Below are 21,520 nucleotides of genomic sequence, written 5' to 3' on the forward strand. Positions count from 1 at the left end.
ATGTTTATTTTAGAATCCTCTTGTTTTTATAATGATAACAGGTATAAAAATAAGGAGAATAGTAGAATGGCATTATCTAAAGAGGATTGGAAAGTCATTAATTTTTTTACATATGAAAGAGTTTTAATTGATTATACAGCCAGAACAATTTCTAGGAGAGAAGATTATAAATTAGAAGAATTAGATACAAAATATCTTGTTGAATTAATTAAGGGAATCGGAGAGTATATACAAAAAACCTCAGATGGAATTAGAAGCTCTGAAAATACGAAACTGCTTATTGATAGTGGCATTTTTGACTATTTAGCAACAAAAGTAACATTTGAATCAGAAATTAATAAACGCTTAAGACACTTGCAAGTATCAAATGTATATAATTGATTTTTTATAATAACTATTAGAAATATTCAATTAATGATTGACATCTATCCTGTAGAGTATTAAAGTATATTTATTGTTTATTTTACTTAATCGCATAAAAAGATCTCTTATCAAGAGTGGCAGAGGGACTGGCCCGATGACGCCCGGCAACCGTTCAATTAGAATTGGTGCTAAATCCTGCAAAGCTTTTAAAGCTTTGAAAGATAAGAGAGGAGACTCCTAAAATTGTGGTGAAACCTCTCTATCTTTAGAGAGGTTTTTTTGTTGCCTAGTATTACTAGACATAGTTAAAAAGTTTTAAAGAAAATAAGGGGGCAATGCAACGATGAAAAACAGATTTTTTAATGCAGCATTTCTTTTGACTATTGTGCTGACGTTAATTGTGACAGGTTGTTCTTCAAATAGTGGAGAAACAGCTGAATCAACTCAAGCTAAAGGAGATCCAGAAGTATCATTAGATAATGTACCTGAACGTTTTGCAAATGGTGAAGGTGCTAAAATCAAAGTTATCCGTAAAATCGGTGGAGATGATCATACAGCTCAATTTTTAGCAGGAGCTAAAGAAGAAGGAGAAGCGTTAGGATTTACAGTTGATGTATTTACCGCAAACGGTGACACAGCTAAATTCCATGATGCAATTGCCCAGGGCTTAGAGGAAGACTATGACGGTTTTATCATTTCACATGGGGATGATGAAGCAACTGTTGATGCTGTTCAAAAGCTTGTTGATGCAGGAAAAAGTGTTGTTACATTTGATTCAAATGAAGGGTTAGCTGAAATTGGTGGGGTAACATTAACTTCACAAGATGATGAGGCGTTAGCAAAGCTCGCGTTAGATCAATTAGTTCAAGATACAAACGGGGAAGCAAACATTGTTTATCTATGGGTTGACGGGTTCCCACCAATGGTGAGAAGAAACGCAGTGTACCAAGATATTCTTGCTAACAATTCAGGTATTAAAGAAGTAGAACGCTTTGGAGTTGCAGCAGCAGATACATCTGTTCAAACACAAAATGCTGTGGCGGCAATGTTGAACAAACATCCAAAAGGTGAAATTGATGCTATTTTTGCAACATGGGATGCTTTTGCAATAGGTGCAGCGCGTGCGATTAAAGAAGCTGGAAGAGATGAAATTAAGATTTATGGAATTGATGTTTCAAATGCAGATCTTCAAGAAATGCAAAATGAAAAAAGTTCTTGGAAGTACACAGCAGCTGTTGATCCGAAGTTAATTGGTGCAATTGATATGAGATTGTTAGCGAAAAAGCTTGCAGGTGAAGAAACACCAGAAGCGTATAATCTTGAAGCTTCTCTTATTTCACAGGAAGCATTGTTACAGTCAAGTGAGCCAATTAATATGGTGAATTTAGCAGATACTGTGGAAGGCTGGGGCCAATCTACTGAATTTGAAGAAGAGTGGATGAAAACGTTAAAAGAATATTATAAGAAATAATGCTTTAGACTTTACGAACACTCTCTAAGGTTAAGAGAGTGTTCGTTTTCCTCTGATTACCTCACATACATTAAATCCCATAGAAGTGTAAATTAGTAGAAAGGAGGCAAATTGATGAATCACTCAGTATTAGAAATGAAAAAAATTTCAATTGAATTTCCTGGTGTAAAAGCATTAGATGAGGTTGACTTTATTATGACAAGTGGAACAACACATGCTTTAATTGGTGCGAACGGTGCTGGAAAATCAACATTAATGAAGGTGCTATCAGGTGCTTATACTCACTATACCGGGGAAATCTTAATTGACCAGACCAAAACGATCATCAAGTCACCTAAAGATGCACAAAAAAATGGTATACAAATTGTTCATCAAGAAGTCGACACTGCCCTTATCCCTTATTTAACAGTTGGAGAAAATATTATGCTTACAAAGACTGTGAATGAAATGGGAAAGAGACAATTTATTCAATGGAAAAAGCTGCATGAGCATGCAACAACAATATTAAACAGCTTGAATATAAAAGTATCTTCCACAAAACTTGTTAGTGAATTAACTTTGGCTGAGAAGCAAATGGTTCTAATTGCAAGAACAGTTTCTTCGGATTGCAAATTTTTAATTTTAGATGAACCAACTGCACCATTAAGTCACTCTGAAACAGTGGAATTGTTCCGTATTGTTCGTGAACTGAAAGAAAAGAATGTTGGGATTATCTTTATATCACATCGTCTTCCTGAAATCTTTGAAATATGTGATGACATTACAATTATGAGAAATGGAAAACTTGTAACTCACGAAAAGATAAGTGAAACAACACCTAACCGAGTAGTGGAAAGCATGCTAGGAAAAGAGTTAGAGGAGCAATTTCCTCTAAAAGCAATTCATCCAGGAGAATTGCTCTTTGAAGTAAATAATTTAAGTGATTCTGAAAAGTTGAGTTCTGTTTCATTACAGATTCGTCAAGGTGAGATTGTAGGGATCGCAGGTCTTGTAGGTGCAGGGAAGACAGAATTATGCAAGGCATTGTTTGGAGAGACAAAGGTAAAATCTGGTGAGTTAAAACTTAATGGTAAAAAATTGTCAATTTCCAACCCATACCAGGCTGTAAAATCTGGGATTGCCTTGGTGCCAGAGGAAAGGCGAAAAGAAGGCATTCTTGTTCAAGAGTCTGTTGTGACCAATTTAACTGCAGCAAATCTAGGAGCATTTACCAAGCCTTTTAGCTTTTTGAATCGAAAAGCAGAAAAGCAAAAGGCGGTTGAGTTAATAAAAAGTTTAGGGATAAAAACACCTTCTGAGGAAACGAAAGTACAAAATTTATCTGGAGGTAATCAACAAAAAATCGCAATAGGTAAATGGCTGATAACCGATGCGGATGTCTATATTTTTGATGAACCAACTAAGGGTGTTGATGTTGGTGCTAAAAAAGATATCTTTGACCTGATCAGTGAGCTTGCGAGTAGAGGAAAAGCAATTATTTATGCATCTTCTGAATTGGCTGAGATTATAGGTATTACAAACAGATTATATGTCCTATATGATGGTCAAATCGCTAAGGAATTAGAAACAGATGCAACGAATGAAGAAGAACTATTATATTATTCAACAGGAGGCAACTAGGATGGCAGATGTAAATCCTGTACAATCAACCAATTCAAAGAAATCATTTGATCTTTTTCAAATTTTATATAAGTATGGAACCATTTTAACAATATTTATCTTAATAGCTGTTTTTGCTGCATCCAATCCAGCATTTATTCAAGGAAATAACATAATTAATATCTTAAGGTCCATATCCATTGTGACAATCATTGCTATTGGTATCACGATTTCTCTTTCTGTAAATGGGTTTGATTTATCTGTGGGATCTGTTGCTTCTTTATCAAATGCAATAGTCATTTCAATGTTTGTTTGGTTTTCACAGAACACAGTTATTGCCATACTTTCTGCTATTATTGCATCATTATTAGTTGGTATTTTAAACTCATTTATTATCGTAAAAATAAAGGTACCAGATATGCTACTTACGCTGGCCACTATGTTTATTATTCAAGGTATTGCACTAACGTATACAAAGGGTGCGACTGTGTCGCAAAACATGGTTATGCCTGATGGGACCTTTGCTACAGGTATGATCAGTCCTGTTTTTGAAAAGATTGGACAAGTACCATGGATTATTATCATTATGGTCATTGTAGTTGTTGTGGTACATGTATTTCTTACCTATACAAAACATGGCCGCTATATGTATGTGATTGGCGGAAATATTGAAGCTGCGAGATTGTCAGGAATACCTGTTAACAAATATAAAGTTGTAGCCTATCTTCTTTCAGCTCTTTTTGCAGCAATTGGTGGTATTGTTTTGGCTTCAAGAGTCATGACTGCTGAAATAAATGCGGGTGCTCCCTACTTAATGGACTCTGTTGCGGCAGCATTTATCGGGTTCTCCGTTTTAGGAGCAGGAAAGCCAAATGCATTTGGGACATTTGTCGGAGCTGTTTTAATTGGAATCCTCCAAAATGGTCTAGTGATGATGTCAGTTCCTTATTTTGCGATGGATATTGTAAAGGGAACCGTTCTTGCATTTGCCCTTGGACTAACTTACTATAAACTAAAATAAGAATGTAAAAAGGTTACTGGAGCTTTCAGTAACCTTTTTGTTATTGGCACTGAACTTCTTCAATCGACATCCTTCTACAAATATCGGGTGGTGACAGGCACCCTTTTAACTGTATAATTATAAGTGAATTTATAAATAGTTTTTCGTAAACCTGATATCTTTTTTTGTCATACTATCTCACAAAGGAATTGACATTATTTTATTTGATCTTAAAATTAAAGGGAGAAATAGTAGTTTGTTATAAGAATTTTGAAAATAGAACCTATTCTAATAAAAGATTTTTATACGAAGTATTGTATTTAAATACATATACTGATATACTTCATACATGCATATATATTATAAATGCTACAAAACTATGTATCTTACATAGCCATTTAAATAGTTAAGAGATTAAGAGAAATAAGGGGGAGCTAAAATGAAAAAAGGGTTATTTGTATCTGTCCTTATGCTTTCATTTATGTTTTTGTTAGCAGCTTGTGGGACTAGTCAGGAAACAACTAGTGGTGAAGGAAGCGAAGCTGGTGAAACGGAAGAAAAGAAAACGTTAAGAGTTGTTACTGATGCTGCATATGCACCATTTGAGTATCAAGATAAAGGTGAAATTGTTGGATTTGATGTTGATTTTATTGAAGCAGTAGCTGAAGAAGCAGGTTATCAAATAGAAATTGAACATGTTGGCTGGGATCCTTTATTCGTTGAGATTAAAGATGAAATTGCAGATTTAGGTATTTCTGCTATTACAATAAACGATGATCGTAAACAAACATATGACTTCTCTGTACCGTACTTTTTATCAACAAATAAAATCTTAGTTCCTGAAGGTAGTGACATTGCATCTGTGCAGACTTAGAAGGTAAAGTGGTTGCTGTTCAAGCAGGAACAACTGGTCAAGAAGCAGTTGAAGGAATTATGGGGAAAAACAATAAAAATATGAAACAATTTGAAAATAATAACTTAGCGATTATGGAGCTTACTAGCGGTGGTGCTGACGCAGTAGTTGCAGATAACACAGTTGTTGAGGAGTATGTTAAAAATAACCCAGACCAAAAACTAACAGTTGTTGAAGATACAGATAGCTTTGCTTCTGAATACTATGGGTTAATGTTCCCAAAAGGTAGTGAACTTAAAGCTGAATTTGATGAAGCCATTAACAAAGTGTTAGACAGTGGGAAATATGCTGAAATCTATAACGAATGGTTCGGTTCAGATCCTGATATTGAAAACTTAAAGGCACAGCAATAAAGGTCAAAAATTGTTGCGTACCACCTTATAAAAGGTGATACGCAATTTTTGCCTTTATAGGGGAGGAAGAAAAATATGGATTTTCGTTTTGATATAATCGCTGAATATGGTCCATTTTTATTAAAGGGAACATTGTTAACTATTGGCTTGTCTTTAGCTGGTATTCTCCTGGGAACTGTTCTTGGACTTGCGATTGGCTTAGGTAAAATGCTGAATAACAAATTGCTAGCGCTTCCTTTTAAATGGTACATTACCTTTTTCCGTGGAACGCCACTTTTTGTTCAAATACTATTAGTTCATTTTGGGGTAGTACCATTTTTTACGGGTGAAACAAATGGAATTGCTGCTGCAATTATTGCACTATCATTAAATGCTGCTGCATATATTGCTGAAATTTTTAGAGGTGGAATTCAATCCATTGATCGAGGACAGATGGAGGCAGCACGTTCATTAGGAATGAATCATGTTCAAGCCATGAGACACGTTATTCTGCCGCAGGCTTTTAAGCGAATGATTCCTCCGTTTGGAAATGAATTTATTGTGTTAATCAAAGAATCATCTCTTGCAGCAGTTGTTGCTGCCCCTGAGATTATGTATTGGGGTCGGGCAATGTCATCTCAATATTATCGTGTATGGGAACCATACTTAACAGTGGCTGTTATTTATTTAATTTTAACTTTAACTCTTAGCTTCTTATTAAATATACTTGAAAGAAGGTTGACGACAGAATGATTACTGTAAAAAAATTAAAGAAATCATTTGGCGCAAACCATGTACTGAAAGATATTAATGTCACAATTAAGCCTCAAGAAGTGGTTGTTGTAATAGGTCCTTCTGGTTCAGGAAAATCTACCTTCTTACGATGCCTTAACTTGCTCGAATCGGTTTCAGGCGGACAAGTTATGATAGATGGTATTGATTTAACGGATAAAAAGACAGATATAAATAAGGTTCGTGAAGATGTAGGAATGGTTTTTCAACAATTCAATCTTTTTCCCCACAAAACAGTTATGGAAAATATTACAATGGCACCAATAAGAGTGAAAAAAATGAAGGAGGAGTTAGCAAAAGAAAAGGCATTACAGCTCCTTCAAAAGGTAGGGTTAGCTGAAAAAGCAAATGCTTATCCAAATTCTTTGTCAGGTGGTCAAAAACAACGTGTAGCGATTGCTAGGGCATTGGCGATGGAGCCGAAAATTATGTTGTTTGATGAGCCAACTTCTGCCCTAGATCCAGAAATGGTTGGAGAGGTTCTTGAGGTTATGAAACAATTAGCTCGAGAAGGAATGACAATGGTTGTTGTTACTCATGAAATGGGGTTTGCAAAAGAGGTTGGTGATCGTGTGATTTTCATGGACGGTGGTTATATTATAGAAGAAAATATGCCAGAGTCATTATTTAATGATCCACAGCATGACAGAACGAAAGCTTTCTTAAGTAAGGTATTGTAATCTTGCATGATAATAGTATAAATGTATACTCTAGAAAATAGAGTAAAGGGAGACGTGTTTGGTCTCCTTTTTGTGTTGAGCCCCCAAGTAATTTAGTGTGAGAGAGAGGTAATTGTGTGTTTGTTGGAAAGACAATTGTCCTTATAAGGAAGAAAACTCTTGATTATTTAGATAAAAAAAGAGATAATAGGAAAATAAAATTTGACTGAAAATTTTAAGTAGTAGGAGTTGTGGAAATGAAGGTTGTTAAGTTTGGTGGTTCTTCCTTAGCATCAGGTGAACAGCTAAAAAAAGTATTAGATATTGTCGTATCAGATCCTGAGCGTAAGGTGGTTGTTGTATCTGCACCTGGAAAACGTTATTCAGATGACATTAAAGTAACAGATTTACTTATTGAATGCGCAGAAAAGCATTTAGCAAATGAAAATGCAGACTCCGTCTTTCAAACAATTATTGAAAGATATGAAAGCATCGTAAAAGAATTATCGATTTCTTCTGACATTATCAATACGATTTCAGGTGACTTGAAGAATTTACTTGATGGAGATAAAAGTAAGCCGGATAGCTATCTAGATGCAGTAAAGGCAAGTGGTGAGGATAACAACGCAAAGCTAATTGCTGCCTATTTCCAACATACTGGTTTAAATGCACAATACGTAAATCCGAAAGATGCAGGATTGCTTGTATCGGATGAACCAGGTAATGCGCAAGTATTACCTGAATCATATGAGAATTTATATAAGCTTCGTGAAAGAGAAGGAATTATCGTATTCCCAGGCTTTTTCGGATACAGCAAAACTGGAGAGGTGCTAACATTCTCAAGAAGTGGCTCAGATATTACAGGCTCGATTCTTGCTAATGGAATTAAAGCAGATTTATATGAAAACTTTACAGATGTTGATGCCGTGTATTCTGTTAATCCGAACATTGTCCAAAATCCAAAGGAAATAAGTGAACTTACTTACCGAGAAATGCGTGAGCTATCATATGCTGGTTTTTCTGTTTTCCATGATGAGGCACTAATTCCGGCATTTAGAGCTGGTATTCCAGTAAACGTTAAAAATACTAATAACCCTTCTGCTCCTGGTACTAAGATTGTGAATGAAAGATCTAACACTAACGGACCTGTTATTGGTATCGCAAGTGATAAAGGCTTTTGCAGTATTTATGTTAGTAAATACTTAATGAATCGTGAAATCGGGTTTGGCCGCAAACTTCTACAAATTCTTGAGGACTATGGTTTAACTTATGAGCATGTACCTTCTGGTATTGATGATGTAACAGTTATTTTAAGGCAAGGTCAAATGGATGAAGTGCTTGAAGAAAAGATCACTGAACGAATTATGACTGAATTGCATGCGGATGAGGTTATTATTGAACATGATCTTGTATTGATTATGGTCGTAGGTGAAGGTATGCGCCACAATGTTGGTACAACTGCCCGAGCGTCAAAAGCTCTTGCAGATGCAGGGGTAAATATTGAAATGATTAACCAAGGATCTTCTGAGGTAAGTATGATGTTTGGTGTGAAACAACCACAAGAAAAGCGTGCTGTGCAAGCATTGTATAATGAGTTTTTTATTGCTGTACCGGTATAAAAAAAGGCGTTGGGTTATTCCAACGCCTTTTTCTATATAAGGATGTTAATGAATATTATCACCTAGCTGTGTTCGATCAGGTGCTCCTGGTGGTTTTTCCAACCATTTATTTTTAATCATAATATCAACCCCATCCTTAGCAAATTGGGCGATCTCGACTGATAAGCGCTCGTAATTTAGAATGAGATCACTCCGTTGACTGGCCGATGCAGCAGTAGCATAGTTACCGAGTCCAGCTGATGATAGAAGAGACATTGTGTTCATCATTAACTTTTCAGAAAAAACGTTTGTTGTTGCATCAGTTACGGCATGATCAGCGGATATCGGTGCTTGTATATCGTCATTCATGAGTGTATCTGACAGAACCTTTATCTGTTTTTTAGAAATTTCTTTTCCTTTTTTCATATAATCTTTTACTTCTTTGGACTTAGCAGTCTGCATGAAGGCAGATGAAAGCATAACCCCGATTTGATTTGTTTCGATATTCAAGCTAAGGTGAGAAATTTCGATGGCATTTAGTATTCTTTGTTTAAATTTAGTTAAAGGGTTTAATCCACTTAAGTAGCTTTTATCATGAATGAAATCAATTTCTTTTGGATAAGGAATGTAAGGTCTTCTTAAATAAAGACCTTTTTTTAATGCTACATCAGATGCTAGTTGGTATAAGGACTGTACACGCGATAAGCAATCACCAAAATAAGCGCGAATATCAGCTCTTGCAGCTAATGATAAACTTGCCGAATGGGTAAGCATCCCTACTCTTCCAATGTGTAAGATATATGTTAATTTAAATGTATCTGTAAATAAATCAGGTGCTTCCATGGATACATCTTTATCTGTAAATCCATATGGAATAGGCAGGTTTTCCTTCTGATGAATTTGTTCAAGTTCTTCTACATGGAGAGAAGATATACGATAAGCTTCCTCAGCGACAGGGGCTATATCTGTGTCTAGCACTTTATGTTTCATGAATTTAAGAAATGGAAGTGTCATGGTATCATATATGTAAGATGTCCAAAGGATACCGATTTCCGCTGCTGTTAAAGAAACATTATTTTGATTCATGGTGTGAAACTCCTTTTTTTATTAATCGAGCATACCTAACTTATTATTAGAATAATCACTATGGTATATACTTAAACAGTTGGCACTAATACATATTAAAGAAGGTGAAAAAATGGGTAGATTATTTTCTATTGGAGAAGTACTAATTGATTTTATTCCCGAGCAAAAAGGTATTGCATTAAAAGATGTTGTGTCATTTGAAAGAGCACCAGGAGGAGCACCTGCTAATGTTGCAGCAGCTGTTGCAAAGTCAGGTGGAAGCGCTGCAATGATTACGAAGCTAGGTGTTGATGCTTTTGGTGATTTTCTTGTTGAAACTTTAAACAATGTTGGCGTAAATACGGAACATGTTCTTAGAACAAATGAAGCAAACACTGCCTTAGCATTTGTATCTCTTAAGGAAGATGGAGAAAGAGATTTTTCCTTTTACCGCAATCCTTCAGCTGATCTGTTACTGACTGAAGATGAGATTAGTGAAGATATTTTTAATGAAGGAGATATCCTTCATTTTTGCTCAGTTGACTTAGTAGAAAGCCCTATGAAAAAAGCTCATACTAAAGCAATTCATTCTGCTAAGAAAAAAGGTGCTGTGATCAGCTTTGATCCAAATGTACGTCTACCATTATGGGATGATCCTCAAGACTGTAGAAGAACAATTTTGAACTTTCTCCCTGAAGCACATCTTGTAAAGATTTCAGATGAGGAATTAGAGTTTATTACAGGAGTGAAAGATGTCGAAGAGGCGATTCAATCATTATTTATTGGAGATGTGAAAGCTGTTATCTACACAAAAGGATCAGAAGGAGCTGACCTTTATGTTAATGGGGAATTTTGCATTCATTCACCTGGATACAATGTTTCTGTTCAAGATACAACAGGGGCGGGAGATGCCTTTATTGGGGGTTTTCTTTATAAGCTACTTGAGAAGAATGTGATTGTATCTCAAATAGGTACTCTCCTAAAAGAAGAAAGTGAAGAAATCCTTGCTTATGCCAATGCAAGTGGTGCTATAACTACAACTGGCAAAGGAGCAATTTCAGCTATTCCAACTCAAGAGCAAATTTATGCATTTATAAAAGCACAATAAACAGCTTGAGGGGCTAAACAGCCTCTCAAGCTTATTATTTGTCGTTAGATGAATTTCTAGAAGAGTTTGATCTATATTTGTTTTGTTTCGTTAATGTTAAATTACGAGCTCGAAGTCTAGTAGCAGGTGTATTATTATTTGGAGCTGCTTGTTCATTCCAATCAGACATATAAACTTAACCTCCTTTTATTCTTAAACTTTCTTCCCTCTCATTAGTTTTTCAAATGTATCCATGGAAGGATCTCGTTTTATTTCATGATCAAAAGGGTTTTTTTCTTGGGAAAATTCAGGATCAGCATCAAGTCTTATCCCCATCTGAGAACCTTCTGTTGATAACGGATCATTTATAATTGATTCCCTCTCTCCATCTTGATGGGGAGTCACCTCTGAATTCTGATTTCGCCTATTCATCTTATCACCTCAAAATTTAACTTTGGTTTTAAGATATCAAAGGAAGGGAGATTCTATTCAAAAACTTTTATTTATGATCATTTAAGATTTTAGTACAGTACCGAAGATAGAGTAGGTATAAGAATTGAATAGATAGAAACTGTTGCAATGTATAGGAAATAGTGATAATCTTTATTAGACTAATTTCTTGCTGTTATTAGTTTTGATTAAAGGATTCATTACAAACTTACATACAATTATATAAATGAACCTTAAATGGTAAATGGGAGAATCTATCTCACAATAGCTGTCTGTCCATGGCCTAACTTCTATATCGAAGTTAGGCCTTTTTATGTTTATATGGAATAAATTGTATAAAATGTTTAAAGCTGCTTGTTGTGCATTGATTAAATATAACTAAGGAGGACATAAAATGAAAAATGTTGATAATTACTACCAAGAAGACCTCCTTCTTCTTAGTAGTACATTAAGTAAACTGCTAAAGCAAAGGTTTGGAAAAGGACCTGAAACATGTTACGTTACATTGCATTCAAACAGATTAGTCATCTTTATAAAAAAATATATAACTCCTGCTGAAGCCGTTTTGTTGAAGAATAACAATGTAAGCTTATTACAGAAATTCAGGTCCGCTGTTATGGAAGAAGTATTCACTGAGTTTGGCAAAGAAGCACATGATTGCCTTGGTATTTCTTTTGATTCTTATTATGATGATTGGAATTTTAAAAGAAACACGGGAATAATGATTTTGGAGAATAGTGGATCTAAAGAATGGCTCGAAACAACAGTACCTCCTACAATCAGGGAGAATCTTTTTAACGGAATAATTTCGGTTAGTGAGGAAATATATAAAGTACCAAGTAGAGTAGAAATCATTAGAATGAATCAAAATATGTATGCTGTAGAATGCAGAGAACCTTTAATTCAAATTGAAAAAGTTTTGTATCGCAAAGGACATATAGAGTTGCTACAAGAGCGTTCCAATGATATTAAGAACTCCTTTATTAAACAAAAAGAGGTTTTTGAATCAATTTTCACTACAGTTGTAGAAGATATATTTATGATTTGGGACTACAAAAATGATAGGAGCTATATTTTCTTTTATTTACAATAGAAGAGATTATTTACTTTCATTTGAATATTTTATATTATTAAATTAAGAAGAAAAGATAATAATGCTTTTTCTTTTAAATGAAGCTAAGTGCTATATTTATCAACTAGAAATAAACTAATTTAAATACTTGGTAGAAATGATTTAGAAAAATAAGCTAAACATAAGCCAAAATAGCAAAAAGAATATTTCTTTTTGCTATTTTGGCTTTTTTATGTTTGTTAGTTTTTGAAGGAATAGGAGCTCGTTACAACATGATAAAGCAGGATCAACAGCATACTTTCGAATATTTACAATCTTTAAAAGTCATTAACAAAATCACAACTGTTATGTTATATGAAGTAACTCAGCTTATTGGAGATATGAAGCAGATTGTGTGTCAACAGGAGAAAGAACTTTCTAATGTTATACTTCCTATAGCAAATACTCATTCAGATATTATTAATGTTATGAAGCAAACATCAGTCTTGATGAAACTGGAACCTATTGAAAAACAGTTATTTATTAATATGGTTGCATCACTCACGGAGTTAATCTGTGAAATGCTGAAGAATATTGAGAATGCCAAAATTTTTCTGGAGAGAATGGATGCCACTCACTCTTTTAGATTACAATTAAAATATCAATTAGATTATTTAAGTTGCTTACTGACAGAACTTATTATTGTAAATTGAGACATACTGTGGAAAACACAGTATGTTTTTTTATAAGGTGTATTCTTATTGAAAAAGAAATAATCGTTCATACTAGATATTAAATAAAGAAGGAGAGAGGAGTCTAATATAATGGATGATAATGCGATATTAAGCCTTCAAAAGGATATAAGCGGCTATGTTGGTAAGATGTTTCGAGAGAGCTTTGGTAAGGGACCACAATCTGTGTATACTTCAGTAGGGTACACATTTATCACGATTTACTTAAGGAACTTTCTTACCCCCTCTGAGCGTGTTTTGTTGGAACAAGACCAGATCATGACAATCATGCAAATGAGAGATAAACTAATGGATACACTTATTCCTGAACTGAGGGCTTTTATTGAGATATCTACTAGTAAAAAAATTCAGGAAGTTTATTATGACTGGAATTTACACAATAAATCTGGGATGGTTACTTGTGTTAGTTCTGAACCGTTTACACCTAAAGAGGTATTAGTTGAGGAGTATATTGGCAAGGAAAAGGTTGATAACGAGGTTATTCAAATTAGTAAGCAAGCACAGAAGATACCTGAAGAGATCTATTCCTGTGAAATTAATGAAAGAACTCTAGTAATTATTCGTAATGGAATCCTCGTGAGAATTGAAAAGGAACTCATTCGACTTGGTCATGGTGATCTTTTAAAACGAGTTAAGCAGAATTTGGAGAAAGGGTATTTGCATAACAACAGCCAATTAGAAGCTACCCTCAACAAACAAATTATCGAAATGTTTGTGGATTGGGATTTTGACTTAGATAAAAGTGTCATTCTTTTTATGTTAAATCCTACAGAGCCAAAAAAGCATAATTACAGACAAGTTGATATTGAATAGAAGAGAGGTGAGGGTATGGATCAAGAAACTTTAAATATGATTAGTAGCTTTACAAGTAAGTTACTAAGAAAGAATTTTGGCAAGGGGCCACAATCCTGTCAATCAACACTGTGTGGTAAATATTTAGTTACATATATCCGTGGTTTTATTTCACCAATGGAAGAGATCCTTATACAACAAGGACAAAATAATCAGGTTGACAAGGCTAGAACCGTGATCATTAACCATATTATTGAAGAATTAAAGGATGTTGAGGAAAGTTATCATGATTGGAATTTTCCCAATAACTCTGGAGTGATTATATTTGTTATGGATGATGAAGTAGAAAAGTGTGCATCAGACCAAAATGTTGATTTCAAGAGGCTAGAAACAGAGGTTGCTCGACTGAGTCAATTGGTGCAAAAAATTCCAGATCAAATTTATGTGTATCCTCTTTCATCTTCTCTTTATTTAATCGAGAGGAAAGGAATTCTTATTCCAATTGAAAAATCACTAATCAAGAAAGGGTTTGCAGAGGAGCTTAAGATTACAAAGGATGAATTAGAGAAAACTTATTTCCATAGATATGGAAAATTTGATAATATATTCAATACTACTATCAAGGATATCTTTATTGATTGGAACTTTAAAGAAGATAAGTCATTTGTTGCTTTTATCTTAGGATCTTAAGGTGTATATAAAAAAGTTCACAAGATTTATGTGAACTTTTTTATGCTTTATTTCATTTCATTAAGCAGTATACGGCTTCTTAGAAGCATTTTGTTCTTTGGAGCTTTTCCTAACGCCTTTAAATTTGATGTTAACTATAGTCCCCTTACCAGGTTCACTTTCAAATTTTAACGTTCCACCCATAGCCTCAATCAATCGGATCGTCACCATTAATCCTAAACCTGTTCCATTTTCTTTTGTTGTGTGATATGGCTTACCGATTCCTTGGAGTTGCTCTACTGTCATTCCTAAGCCGGTATCTATTACTTGAATGGAGATTACCTGGCTTTTTTCACAAAAGATCACAGTAATCTTCACACTTCCACTATCTGTTGCTTCAATTGCATTCTTTACCAAATTTAAGATCGCTTGTTTAAATTTAAACGGATCTACCTTAATGTATAAATCTTTTTCTATTTGGTGTTCGAGTCTAATTCCTTTTATATTAGCATAGGATTGCATAAGGAGAATAATTTCTTTTAGTGACTTACCAACCCTAATTTCCTCAGTTTTCATGTCTTGTTGTGGTTTTGCAAAATTCAAATAATCCGAAATGATTGACTCAGCCCGATCTAGTTCATCAATAGCGGTGTCCATATAATGATGGAGTTCTTTATCAACTTTCACTTTTGTTAGTTGAATAAATCCTCTTACCACTGTTAATGGATTACGTACTTCATGGGCAATTGAGGCTGCAAGCTCACTTACAATATTAAGCTTTTCAGCATCATGAATTTGTTCTGATAGCTTAAGGTTAGATCGTACACTTTCTGTAAGATAAGCGTAGATCATTATACCAATTACATAGGAAGCACCCATTTGTAAGTAAAGATGACTTCCTAGTTGATATAAAAACTCCAACTGATTTAAGTATAGAAAGTGTAATAAAATGGAAGAAATAACTACAAAAAAAGTTAGAATTGAAGTAAAGAGTGTAATAAGAATTTTGCTAACTTTACGTAATTCATGATATTTTTTCTTGATCAAAATAATAAGTATATAAAGTATGAGTGCAACAACTAGTACATTAACTGATGCAAGAAAACCGCCTAATGTAAAACGATATCCTACTAATAACAATCCACAGATAATGGTGGATACTTTCCCCATGTAGAGTGCACAAACAACAAACGGAACCCAACGTAAATCCCATAGGAAGCCGCCGTTTAATTCACCTGAAAGAATAGGGAAATACATACTTAAAATGGACGCAAAACCAAAAACTAGTCCTGCAAAAAGATCAGTTCTTTTTTTAGTAGAATGGGAAAAAATCAATTGATAAAAATAGATTGGTGATAGCACGATCAGCAGGTTGAATAACACCTGACCAATACTACTTGATGATGTTAACAAAGACCTTCACATCCTTATTTTTTTCATTTTTTAATATCGTTTGTCTAGTAGATGGGGAACTCATATTGGTGTTATCTAATGAAATGTTTAAACTGGCTATAAAAAAGAAAAAGCCAAAATAAGAGTAGTGTGTTTTCACTACATCTTACTTTGGCTTTAAATTTTAGCTATTAACTAAAAGGCGTAACCTATATTAAGTTGATATCGGTTCATTTTAAAATAGAACTGGGCATCTCTCCCTGTTCCCAATATTAATAATAAAATTTTTTAACATTTTTTTCAACTGAGAAATGCACAAAGAGATAGATAAGCCAGAAAGCATCTGGTTTATCTATCTCTTCGTTAATTGTTATAATTTCTTAGTCAAGAATAACAATTTTCACTGTCTTTCGGCCCCATTGCAATGCTTTTGCACTTGATGGCATGAGAACATCAATTTTATGACCTATAATCGCACCACCTGTGTCACCAGCGATTGCAACACCATATCCTTCAACCCACACTTTTGAACCAAGTGGGATAACGCCTGGGTCTACAGCAATTAATTTCATGTTTGGATTCTTCTTTATGTTATATCCTAAATAAGTAACATCGTTTTTAGTATCTTCATGGCTATAAGCTGTTGCGGAAACATACATTTCTTTTCCGGAAACAGTAGAAGTGTCTTTGTTATTTGTTGGAGGAGCAACAGTTTGCTGAGCTTGTGCTTCTTCTTGAGCTTTTTTCGCCTTTGCTAATTCAACAGCTCTTGCTTTAGCAGCGGCTTGCTCTTTTTCTAACTTATCTGAAATAGAGGTAATTTGTGATTGTATAGTTGATTTTTCTTTTTCAGCGAGATTAATTTCTTCTGAAAGCTTTTGATATTTTTCCTGCATAACAGCTAATGCTTCGTTTCTTTTTACACGGTTTTCTTCTAGTTCAGCTTTCTTAGCTTCAAGATCACTTTGTTGTGTATGAAGAAGTTGTTGTTGACGATCAATTTCTTTTTTATCTTCTTCAATCTGCTTTAAATCAGCTTCTTGTTGATCTATTATTTTTTGATCTGCGTCTAGTAAAGTGGCAACTGCACCAACTCGTTCAAAGAAATTACCAATGCTTTCTGAATTAATGAGGGTTTCAATCACAACTGTCGTTCGGTCACTATGTTGAAGAGCGACTAAACGCTTTTCCATAATTCCTTCACGAGCATATACTTTATCAAGTAAAAGCACTATTTCCTCTTTTTTCTGTGCAATTATTTTCTGAGTTTCTGATATTTTTGCTTCTACTTCAGCTAAACTTTTCTCGTTAGTAGAAATCTGATTTTCTAAGGCTTGTACGTTTTCTTGAATGTCTTTTACTTCTTCATTTATCGCTTGTTGCTCTTTTTCTTTTTGAAGAATGGTTTGTTGACTCTGCTCTAGCTGTTCATTGGCACGATCTAAAGATGCCTTTGTTGATTCTGCGTTTGCCACGTAAGAAATAGGTAAGGATAATAAAAGGATACCAATTGTGGCAATAGTTTGCTTAAAAGCTCGCATATAGCAACCCCTTTCTCGTCTATCTAGTTATAACATAGAAATAGATTTCGTAGGTTACAATTAGATTAAAAGTTCAGGGAATTACTTCCACTCAATCTAGTATTATCTTATATTTTTAAGTTGGAATTGGCTATGTGAAGGGGATGAAGACCAAAACGGTATAGGGAAATAAGGGAAATGGTCTTCATAAGGGGGATGAAGACCAAAGCGGCATAGGGAAAAGAGGGAAATGGTCTTCATAAGGGGGATGAAGACCAAAACGGCAAAGGAAAAAGAGGGAAATGGTCTTCATAAGGGGGATGAAGACCAAAGCGGCATAGGGAAAAGAGGGAAATGGTCTTCATAAGGGGGATGAAGACCAAAGCAGCAATGGAAAAAGGGGAAATGGTATTCATAAGGAGGATGAAGACCAAAAAAGCAAAGGAAGAAGAGGGAAATGGTCTTCATAAGGGGGATGAAGACCAAAGCAGCAAAGGAAAAAGAGGGAAATGTTCTTCATAAGGGGGATGAAGACCAAAGCGGCAAAGGAAAAAGAGGGAAGTGGTCTTCACCAAAGAAAGAACATGAAACATGTCCTTCAATAGAGAGCAAAAAAGAAGAACATCCCGAATGTTCTTCTTTTTTAGGTCTTGAAGTATTAATTATTGTTGCTGCCATTCTTGTAATTTACGATCTGAGGGGAGCAAGAAAGCTAAAATACCTAATACAGGTAGTAAAGCCACTCCAATCATTGTTGTTGTTAATCCTAATTTATCAATAATTGCGCCTAAAGCAACTGATCCAATTGCTCCCATACCAAATGCTAACCCAACAGTTAAACCTGACATTGTTCCGATTTTCCCAGGAACAAGTTCTTGAGCATACACAACGGTAACTGAGAAGCTTGACATTAAGATAATTCCGATGCAACCAAGCAGGATCAGAGAAGCAGTAGGACCAACAAATGGTAGCAATAATGTAAACGGCACTGTAGCTAGTAAAGAAACAAGGATCACATTACGTTTACCGAAGCGGTCTGCTAGTGGACCACCAAGAAATGTTCCAACTGCACCCATCACAAGGAAAGTAAAAATGTATAGCTGTGAGGTAGCAATCGTTAAGTCGTATTTTTCAATGGCGTAAAAGGCGTAGAAGTTAGAGATAGCACTTCCATACCAAGAACGAGCAAAAATGATGAAAATAATGATAATGAGAGCATTACGAATTGCCTTTGATAATGATTTACTTTTATGTTCTACTTGTTGCTTCGCTTTTCTTTCAGCGTTCATAATTGATAGCTTAGTAGAATACCATTTTGCAATATAGATTAGAAAGCATACGGCTAGAGCAGCAACAACTGTAAACCAAATAGCGCCAAACTGACCTAATGGGACTAGAATTAATGCTGTAATAACTGGTGCAAGTGCCTGACCGCTATTTCCACCAACCTGGTAGATAGATTGAGCCAATCCTCTGCGATTTCCGGCTGCCATATAAGCAACCCTCGAACCTTCAGGATGAAAAATAGCTGAACCGAGACCTATAAAAATAACAGATAGAAGGATTGTGATAAACGAAGGAGCAAAAGCTAATCCAAGAACACCGAGCATACTACTTGTCAATCCAATCGGTAATGCATAGGGCATTGGGCGTTTATCTGTATAAAATCCTACAACTGGCTGCATAACAGACGATACCATATTTAATGAAAAAGCAATAAGACCTAGTTGAGTAAATGTAAGCCCCATCGATTTCTCCAAAATGGGGAACATTGCCGGAATAACCGATTGAATACTATCATTTAGAAGATGGCAGAGACCAATGATAAATAAAATGTTATAAACAGTTCCTGTATCACTTTGATAAGAAGCAGGCTTTTTGGGAATCGAAGCAGTAGACATGATTTTTTCTCCCTTACATAAATTGTTTCGAAGTACGAAAAGACTCTAATAGTCATATTATTGTCATCACTTGGAAAAAATTCAAGGGAAAAATAAAAGGGCACTTCAAATTTTTGAAGTACCCAATAAAAAGGTGGTTTATGATTTACCAAGCACCCATTTGCTTTTCATGAACATGGCATATGCTATAAAGAATGTTAAACAAATGAATGCTGCTGAGCTTCCAGCTACTAATAATATGCTTGTTGTATCATAAATACCGTAGATTAACTGTTTAATTAATGCGTAGATATTGAGAAATGGAATAAGAAAATGCATGGTTGATAATTCATTAGCTGAGACACCAATTAAGATGAAGTATGGAACCATCGCCAGAGTTGTAATCGGTGAGATATAATTTTGTGCTTCTTTTAAGTTGTTTGCCATTAAGCTGATTAGCATTTGTAAACTTGAGATTAATAATGCAAAGAAGATAATACCGACTAATAAGCTGATTGTAAAAAATCCTATATTTTCATCCAATTGTAATGCATCAGCAAGTTTTTCTGTAAAAACATTCACCCCAATAATGAAGGTAATGACAGAGAAAATTCCACTCACCATACTTAATGTGCTTATGGCTAGCCATTTACCAATGATAATATGAAGACGATTAACTGGAGTCATTAGTAAAGCTTCCATTGTTTTACGTTCTTTCTCTCCTGCAAATAAATCGTTTGCTGCGGGTAGTCCTCCCATTAAAACGGCTAATACGATAATGAGTTGAGCAAAGATTGAGATTAAATACAGTGACGTATCATCTCCTTCACTCATGCTTTTGATGTTGATTTTAAAAGGCTCTAAAGAAGTTGGATCAATATTACTCTCAACTAGATATTGCTGAATATACTCTTGTTGTTTTAATGCTAGCGTATTTGCAATTAAATCCTGGGTGCTTCCCCCTTTTGTGCTAGTTGGATCAGCTTGAACAATTACTTCAGGCATTTCATTGTTTTCTAACTTCAGACTGAAATTTTCATCGGCAGAAACTGCAACTAATGCTTCGCCCTCTTCTACTAAGTGAACAGGGTCATCTGTAGACACGATTTCGATTTCGTCTAATTCCTCCAGCCAATCCAAAACGAGTTTATCTGTATTCTGCTCCACTGCAACGTTTACTTGTTCAACAGAATCATCCATAATGATCTTTTCCATAAAAAACAATAATCCAATGTTAAATAATATAGGTAACATAACGCTGAGCATAATGGTTTTACGATCTCTTATAGAATCTTTCAGTTCTTTTATAAAAACATGCCAAGTCATTATTCATTCCCCCTAATAATCCGAGACATAAAGATATAGTTTAAATCATCACTTTCTTCTTGCTTGTATAGGTCCTCGGTAGATCCGTTATATATCATTTCTCCTTTATGAATCATAATAATAGATTGGCAAAGCTGTTTTACCTCTTCCATAATGTGACTAGAGAAAATAATTGTTTTCCCCTCACGTCTAAGCTGATGAATGAGCTCTCGAAACATATTTGCTGAGGTAATATCTAATCCTGTTGTGGGTTCGTCTAATAAAATGATCTCCGGGTTGTGGATAAGGGTCCTAGCTATCGTTACTTTTTGACGCATGCCTTTTGAAAAGCCCCCAACCTTTCGATCCATATATTCCTTCATGCCAAATCGAACAGCAAGCTGATTGATTCGATTTTCGGTTTCATTTTTACTTAACCCGTGCAGCTTTGCGAAATAGTTAAGATTTTCACGGGCTGATAAACGATCATAAAGTCCAGTCTCACTTCCGAATAGAACACCAATCCGACCTTTAATTTTCATAGGTTCTTTATGAATATCAATTCCGTCAATCATAATGCTACCTTCTGTTGGCTCTAACATAGTCGATATCATCCTAAGGAGAGTGGTTTTTCCTGCACCGTTCTCCCCAAGTAAACCAACAACATCTCCTTTACGAATTTCACACGTAATATTATTTACTGCCTGGATGGTTTTCTTTTTATCTTTAAAGGACCTTGAAACATGATTTATCTTAATCATCCTTTTTCCTCCTTGATTCCCTTAATCTATTACAATCATAAGAGTTCAGCATATTAAAAACAGCCATTC

21 protein-coding genes, 1 pseudogene and 1 riboswitch are annotated in these 21,520 nt (G+C 34.9%); of the genes and pseudogenes, 14 read left to right on the forward strand and 8 right to left on the reverse strand.

The features are described from left to right. The first annotated feature begins 66 nt into the window (after positions 1–66). The 8 genes and pseudogenes from LPC09_RS02275 (at position 67) to LPC09_RS02310 (ending at position 8,748) form a co-directional block, all read left to right on the forward strand. A complete protein-coding gene (locus LPC09_RS02275) occupies positions 67–381 on the forward strand; it encodes a hypothetical protein (protein WP_231308893.1) in 315 nt (104 codons plus the stop codon). 104 nt (positions 382–485) lie between these two features. Then, a riboswitch (SAM riboswitch) is annotated at positions 486–591 on the forward strand. A gap of 115 nt (positions 592–706) precedes the next feature. Continuing rightward, positions 707–1,834: a sugar ABC transporter substrate-binding protein gene (locus LPC09_RS02280; RefSeq protein WP_231308894.1), complete on the forward strand. Its 1,128-nt coding sequence runs from the start codon at positions 707–709 to the stop codon at positions 1,832–1,834. A gap of 114 nt (positions 1,835–1,948) precedes the next feature. Next, a complete protein-coding gene (locus tag LPC09_RS02285) occupies positions 1,949–3,454 on the forward strand; it encodes a sugar ABC transporter ATP-binding protein (protein WP_231308895.1) in 1,506 nt (501 codons plus the stop codon). A 1-nt stretch (position 3,455) separates the two neighbouring features. Further along, on the forward strand, positions 3,456–4,454 hold the full coding sequence (locus LPC09_RS02290; RefSeq protein ID WP_231308896.1) for an ABC transporter permease: 999 nt from the start codon (positions 3,456–3,458) through the stop codon (positions 4,452–4,454). A 418-nt stretch (positions 4,455–4,872) separates the two neighbouring features. Continuing rightward, a pseudogene (locus LPC09_RS02295) lies at positions 4,873–5,699 on the forward strand (basic amino acid ABC transporter substrate-binding protein). A gap of 75 nt (positions 5,700–5,774) precedes the next feature. Continuing rightward, positions 5,775–6,431 carry an amino acid ABC transporter permease gene (locus tag LPC09_RS02300; RefSeq protein WP_212138083.1) on the forward strand — a complete coding sequence of 219 codons (657 nt, stop codon included), beginning with the start codon at positions 5,775–5,777 and terminating at the stop codon, positions 6,429–6,431. Next, complete coding sequence (locus LPC09_RS02305; RefSeq protein WP_231308897.1) at positions 6,428–7,150, forward strand: amino acid ABC transporter ATP-binding protein; 723 nt, start codon at positions 6,428–6,430, stop codon at positions 7,148–7,150. The genes LPC09_RS02300 and LPC09_RS02305 overlap by 4 nt, the downstream gene beginning before the upstream one ends. A gap of 236 nt (positions 7,151–7,386) precedes the next feature. Then, positions 7,387–8,748, forward strand: coding sequence for an aspartate kinase (locus LPC09_RS02310; protein WP_231308898.1), 1,362 nt, complete (start codon positions 7,387–7,389; stop codon positions 8,746–8,748). Positions 8,749–8,793: 45 nt separating this feature from the next. Here LPC09_RS02310 and LPC09_RS02315 read toward each other — a convergent pair whose 3' ends face one another. After that, positions 8,794–9,813, reverse strand: coding sequence for a DUF3231 family protein (locus LPC09_RS02315; RefSeq protein WP_231308899.1), 1,020 nt, complete (start codon positions 9,811–9,813; stop codon positions 8,794–8,796). Positions 9,814–9,925: 112 nt separating this feature from the next. Between LPC09_RS02315 and LPC09_RS02320 the strand changes: the two genes are divergently transcribed. Further along, positions 9,926–10,900 (forward strand): carbohydrate kinase family protein, encoded by a 975-nt coding sequence (locus LPC09_RS02320; RefSeq protein WP_231308900.1) that lies wholly within the window; start codon positions 9,926–9,928, stop codon positions 10,898–10,900. 34 nt (positions 10,901–10,934) lie between these two features. On the opposite strand, the gene LPC09_RS27270 is transcribed toward LPC09_RS02320, so the two are convergent. Next, positions 10,935–11,069, reverse strand: coding sequence for a hypothetical protein (locus LPC09_RS27270; RefSeq protein WP_255301631.1), 135 nt, complete (start codon positions 11,067–11,069; stop codon positions 10,935–10,937). Positions 11,070–11,092: 23 nt separating this feature from the next. After that, the gene (locus LPC09_RS02325; protein ID WP_098797787.1) at positions 11,093–11,311 is read right to left on the reverse strand and encodes a hypothetical protein; all 219 of its coding nucleotides are present in this window, start codon (positions 11,309–11,311) and stop codon (positions 11,093–11,095) included. A 412-nt stretch (positions 11,312–11,723) separates the two neighbouring features. On the opposite strand from LPC09_RS02325, the gene LPC09_RS02330 reads away from it, so the two are divergent. From LPC09_RS02330 to LPC09_RS02345, 4 genes are all read left to right on the forward strand, one after another. Then, a complete protein-coding gene (locus tag LPC09_RS02330) occupies positions 11,724–12,422 on the forward strand; it encodes a Na-translocating system protein MpsC family protein (RefSeq protein ID WP_098797786.1) in 699 nt (232 codons plus the stop codon). Positions 12,423–12,673: 251 nt separating this feature from the next. After that, on the forward strand, positions 12,674–13,093 hold the full coding sequence (locus tag LPC09_RS02335) for a hypothetical protein (protein ID WP_231308901.1): 420 nt from the start codon (positions 12,674–12,676) through the stop codon (positions 13,091–13,093). Positions 13,094–13,204: 111 nt separating this feature from the next. Beyond that, positions 13,205–13,945, forward strand: coding sequence for a Na-translocating system protein MpsC family protein (locus LPC09_RS02340; RefSeq protein WP_231308902.1), 741 nt, complete (start codon positions 13,205–13,207; stop codon positions 13,943–13,945). A gap of 15 nt (positions 13,946–13,960) precedes the next feature. Further along, positions 13,961–14,614, forward strand: coding sequence for a Na-translocating system protein MpsC family protein (locus LPC09_RS02345; RefSeq protein WP_231308903.1), 654 nt, complete (start codon positions 13,961–13,963; stop codon positions 14,612–14,614). A 60-nt stretch (positions 14,615–14,674) separates the two neighbouring features. Here LPC09_RS02345 and LPC09_RS02350 read toward each other — a convergent pair whose 3' ends face one another. Together LPC09_RS02350 and LPC09_RS02355 are read right to left on the reverse strand one after the other, a co-directional pair. Next, a complete protein-coding gene (locus LPC09_RS02350; RefSeq protein ID WP_231308904.1) occupies positions 14,675–16,006 on the reverse strand; it encodes a sensor histidine kinase in 1,332 nt (443 codons plus the stop codon). Positions 16,007–16,365: 359 nt separating this feature from the next. Further along, entirely contained in the window at positions 16,366–17,526 is a 1,161-nt protein-coding gene (locus tag LPC09_RS02355) for a 3D domain-containing protein (RefSeq protein ID WP_212138073.1), read from the reverse strand. A gap of 351 nt (positions 17,527–17,877) precedes the next feature. Between LPC09_RS02355 and LPC09_RS02360 the strand changes: the two genes are divergently transcribed. Further along, positions 17,878–18,027, forward strand: coding sequence for a hypothetical protein (locus tag LPC09_RS02360; protein ID WP_231308905.1), 150 nt, complete (start codon positions 17,878–17,880; stop codon positions 18,025–18,027). 140 nt (positions 18,028–18,167) lie between these two features. Here LPC09_RS02360 and LPC09_RS02365 read toward each other — a convergent pair whose 3' ends face one another. From LPC09_RS02365 to LPC09_RS02375, 3 genes are all read right to left on the reverse strand, one after another. Further along, entirely contained in the window at positions 18,168–19,406 is a 1,239-nt protein-coding gene (locus LPC09_RS02365; protein ID WP_098797781.1) for an MFS transporter, read from the reverse strand. A 138-nt stretch (positions 19,407–19,544) separates the two neighbouring features. Then, positions 19,545–20,711, reverse strand: coding sequence for an ABC transporter permease (locus LPC09_RS02370; protein WP_098797780.1), 1,167 nt, complete (start codon positions 20,709–20,711; stop codon positions 19,545–19,547). Next, positions 20,711–21,451, reverse strand: a complete 741-nt coding sequence (locus LPC09_RS02375; protein WP_212138072.1) for an ATP-binding cassette domain-containing protein — start codon at positions 21,449–21,451, stop codon at positions 20,711–20,713. Before LPC09_RS02375 ends, LPC09_RS02370 begins: the two co-directional genes overlap by 1 nt. Positions 21,452–21,520: the final 69 nt, after the last annotated feature.

This window comes from Metabacillus sp. B2-18 (assembly GCF_021117275.1).
GTDB lineage: Bacteria > Bacillota > Bacilli > Bacillales > Bacillaceae > Metabacillus.